Source organism: Hymenobacter sp. (assembly GCF_036388155.1).
In the GTDB taxonomy this organism is placed as follows: Bacteria; Bacteroidota; Bacteroidia; order Cytophagales; family Hymenobacteraceae; genus Hymenobacter.
Genome location: NZ_DASVSI010000096.1, coordinates 1 through 3381, shown reverse-complemented (window position 1 = coordinate 3381; position 3381 = coordinate 1). Strand labels below are relative to the sequence as shown.

Below are 3381 nucleotides of genomic sequence, written 5' to 3'. Positions count from 1 at the left end.
ATGGACGGACGTTACCCTGATTACCAACGTACCGTTTACAGCATTGCCACCGAAGCCTACACCCGACAACTTCTAGCCGACACCGAACTCTTCCGCCAATGTTTACTCAGCACTCTGCCCTAGAACTGGCCCAGCGTTTTGCCGCCGAGCTACGGCAGTTGGACCTGCGGCTGCAAAAAGTCGTTGTGTTCGGTTCGTACGCCCGCAACGAGCAGCGCGAAGAATCGGACATTGACGTGGCCCTCGTGAGCGTAGATTTCATCGGCGCTGCTCCCATTGACGTGCGTCCCATGGCCCATTTACTGGCCCGGGCGCCCTTCTTCTACATCGAGCCGCATACCTTCTCGCCCGAGCAGTTCACCGATTGGAACCCTTTCGTGCAGGAAATCAAGCGCACCGGAATTATCATTGGTGAGTGGGAGTTCCCTGCCACGGAAAACCGCGCCATTCACATATAATTGTTGCTACCCTACTGTAGAAACGAAAAGAGGCTGAGGCTACGGGGGCTTCGGCCTCTTTTGCGTTTGCGGTATATTGACATCCAAACAACGAGCTTGTAATAATGGGCCCCTACAGCAGCGAAGTAACGTTCGATAGCAACCCGCCAACAATTGGCGCAGTGCTTCTCAAACTATTCGAAGTCACAGAATTGTCGTTCAATTGCTCGCCAGTTGGCGACGAAGGCGACTGCTGGCGTCTGGTAAGTCTCATCACATCAATGGAAGTTGACTTGATGATACACGGTCAGGCGTATGCGATATTCTCATCGCCTTTTGATTTTTTCGGTCCTCGGCCTGACCTGAATTCCTATGCGCACGAGTCGACTCAATTTGCTTTAATCAGTCTTGGTGGGAGGTGCGAGGAAAAGGTTGAAACTTGGGCAGGAGAGCCGTGGCACACCGCAAAGTGCAGATGGAACCCCAAGCATATCGATGGACGCGGCAGGAACTAAAAGCGGCTGAAACTACAGGGGCTTCAACCGCTTTTTGATATAACTAATTATTCGCCAAATGACTAGCGAGCCAATTATTTCGACAGTGTAGCAATAGCGGCCAAGATTCTCTTCTCCTGGCTGGCTTCATCCGGCTGAGACAACACGTCTCGCAGCAGGGCCTGTTGTTCCTCAATGCTGCGGGCGCGGAACTGCGCCAGCACGCCGGCGTCTTCCAGGCAGGCGAGAATGTCGGCCTCGGCACTGCTTGGCGCGTTGGCCACCTCCCGGTACATTGTGACGCGGACTTTGTCGCCGGCTTGCTTGCCTAGGTGCTTGCGGATAGCGGCATTCATGGACAACATCTTGTCCTGGTTTTTGAGCGGTGCCAGATTTCTTGACGTGAACTCATAGTCGTCAATTGTGCCCGATACCTTGATGTGGCCCCAGGTGCCGGGAATATCCCGGGAGTTGGGAATGACGAGGTGATAGGTCCAGGCGCCTTTGCCGGGCCAGTGCTGAATCACGAGTTCCTCGTCTTGCACGATGTAGTTCATACCAGCACAGACTACCAAGGCGCGTTAAATGTTGCCACCTAACCTCCGGTTTGATTTGCTTATTTTTGAGACATGCCTCTGCCCACGCCAACCGCTGCTGTTTCGCTTGCCCCAAGCACCACTGAAGCCCCCGCCCGCCCACTGCCGGAAATCGTCGCAACCGACTGTTTCAATGTGTACGCCCGCGAGGAGTTTAGCGCCCGCAAGCTCACCTTTGGCCGGCGCGACTACTATAAGATTTCGCTGCTCACCGGCAGCAGCCGCTACAACTACGCCACCCGCGGCGTACTCATTGACCGGCCTGCGCTGGTATTTTCCAACCCGCTGATTCCCTGCTCCTGGGAGCCCATTTCGGGAGAGCAGGGCGGCTACCTGTGCATGTTCACCGAGGAATTCCTCATCGTGAACGACCGCGCCGCCAGCTTGCAGGAGTCGCCGCTGTTCCGGCTCGGCTCCGACCCGGTGTATTTGGTAAACGACACGCAGTACGCTGACCTGAGCTACTTCTTTCGCAAGATGTTGCAGGAGTTGAATTCGGGCTACGTCTTCCAGCAGGAGGTGATACGCAACTACCTCAACCTGCTCATTCACGAGGCGCTGAAGCTGCAACCGCAGGCCTGCTACTACCAGCACCCCAACGCCGCCACGCGCATCGCGGCCCTGTTTCAGGGCTTGCTGGAGCGGCAGTTTCCCATCGACTCGCCCACCCACGGCCTGAAGCTGCGCACCCCCGGCGACTTTGCCCGCCAGCTCTCGGTGCACGTCAATCACCTGAACCGGGCCGTGCGCGAGCTCACCGGCAAGCCCACTTCCGTGCACATCGCCGAGCGCATGATACACGAAGCCAAGGCCCTGCTGATGCACACGAGCTGGAGCACCGCCGAAATCGCTTACGCCCTGGGCTTCGAGTACCCGACCTATTTCAACAACTTCTTCAAGAAGCAAACCGGCACCACGCCGTCGGCCCTGCGCGCCTTCTTCAATCAGAGCCACGCCGCTGCTGCCCCACCGCCGGTGGTTTGAATTTCTTACACTTTCGTTTGAATCTCGTTATGGCCCCGTGGGGGCGTGGGGGACTTTTGTGCTGTTCAATTAACGCAACCGCAACCTCTTCCCATGAAATACGCCCTCATCACCGGCGCCAACAAAAGCATTGGCTTCGAAGCGGCCCGCCAGCTCCTGCAGCACGGCTATTACGTGTACCTCGGCAGCCGCAACCTCCAAAACGGCGAGCAGGCCGTGGCCCAGCTGCACGCCGAAGGCCTCACCCAAGTCGAGCCCATTCAACTGGACGTAACCGATAGCGCCTCCATCCAAGCCGCCCGGCAGGCCGTCGGCCAGAAAACAACCGCGTTGGATGCGCTCATCAACAACGCCGGCATCAGCGGGGGCCTGCCCCAAACCGCCGTTGCCACCAACGTGGCCGTGTTCAAAGACGTCTACAACACCAATCTATTCGGCGTGGTCGAGACGACGCAGGCCTTCCTGGACCTGTTGCGGGCATCGGCCGAGCCCCGCATTGTGAACGTAACCTCGGGCCTGGGTTCGGTGAGCCTGACCGCGGACCCGTCCTGGAGATATTACGACGTTAAGGTGGCGGCCTACAACTCGTCCAAAGCCGCGCTCAACATGTACACCATCATGCTGGCGTATGAGCTGCGCGACACCCCATTCAAAGTAAACGCCGTGGACCCCGGCTACACCGCCACCGATTTCAACGGCCACAGCGGCCCCGGCAGCGTGCCCGATGCCGCCGCCCGCGTAGTAAAATATGCCCTAATTGACGCCAATGGCCCGACCGGCAAGTTCTTCAGCGAGGAACACAACCCGGAAACCGGCGAAATACCCTGGTAAAACCGTTGGCAGGAGGCCATCACGTGTGGCCGCGACGAA

Annotated in this window: 4 protein-coding genes; 3 read left to right on the top strand and 1 reads right to left on the bottom strand. The window is 57.9% G+C overall.

Going from position 1 to position 3381, the window contains the following annotated elements; all coding sequences use genetic code 11:
- Positions 1-98 precede the first annotated feature (98 nt).
- Positions 99-458, top strand: coding sequence for a nucleotidyltransferase domain-containing protein (locus VF629_RS13210; protein WP_331058958.1), 360 nt, complete (start codon positions 99-101; stop codon positions 456-458).
- A 568-nt stretch (positions 459-1026) separates the two neighbouring features.
- On the opposite strand, the gene VF629_RS13205 is transcribed toward VF629_RS13210, so the two are convergent.
- A complete protein-coding gene (locus VF629_RS13205) occupies positions 1027-1488 on the bottom strand; it encodes a DUF1905 domain-containing protein (protein WP_331058957.1) in 462 nt (153 codons plus the stop codon).
- Positions 1489-1560: 72 nt separating this feature from the next.
- Here VF629_RS13205 and VF629_RS13200 point away from each other — a divergent pair, with 72 nt between their 5' ends.
- Both VF629_RS13200 and VF629_RS13195 read left to right on the top strand, forming a co-directional pair.
- Positions 1561-2511: a helix-turn-helix domain-containing protein gene (locus tag VF629_RS13200; RefSeq protein WP_331058956.1), complete on the top strand. Its 951-nt coding sequence runs from the start codon at positions 1561-1563 to the stop codon at positions 2509-2511.
- A 93-nt stretch (positions 2512-2604) separates the two neighbouring features.
- A complete protein-coding gene (locus VF629_RS13195) occupies positions 2605-3342 on the top strand; it encodes an SDR family oxidoreductase (RefSeq protein WP_331058955.1) in 738 nt (245 codons plus the stop codon).
- Positions 3343-3381: the final 39 nt, after the last annotated feature.

What these genes read in the sequence shown, in the direction of transcription:
- VF629_RS13200 (WP_331058956.1), top strand. Translation starts at nt 1,561, where the DNA reads ATGCCTCTGCCCACGCCAACCGCTGCTGTTTCGCTTGCCCCAAGCACC.
- VF629_RS13205 (WP_331058957.1), bottom strand. Translation starts at nt 1,488, where the DNA reads ATGAACTACATCGTGCAAGACGAGGAACTCGTGATTCAGCACTGGCCC.
- VF629_RS13210 (WP_331058958.1), top strand. Translation starts at nt 99, where the DNA reads ATGTTTACTCAGCACTCTGCCCTAGAACTGGCCCAGCGTTTTGCCGCC.
- VF629_RS13195 (WP_331058955.1), top strand. Translation starts at nt 2,605, where the DNA reads ATGAAATACGCCCTCATCACCGGCGCCAACAAAAGCATTGGCTTCGAA.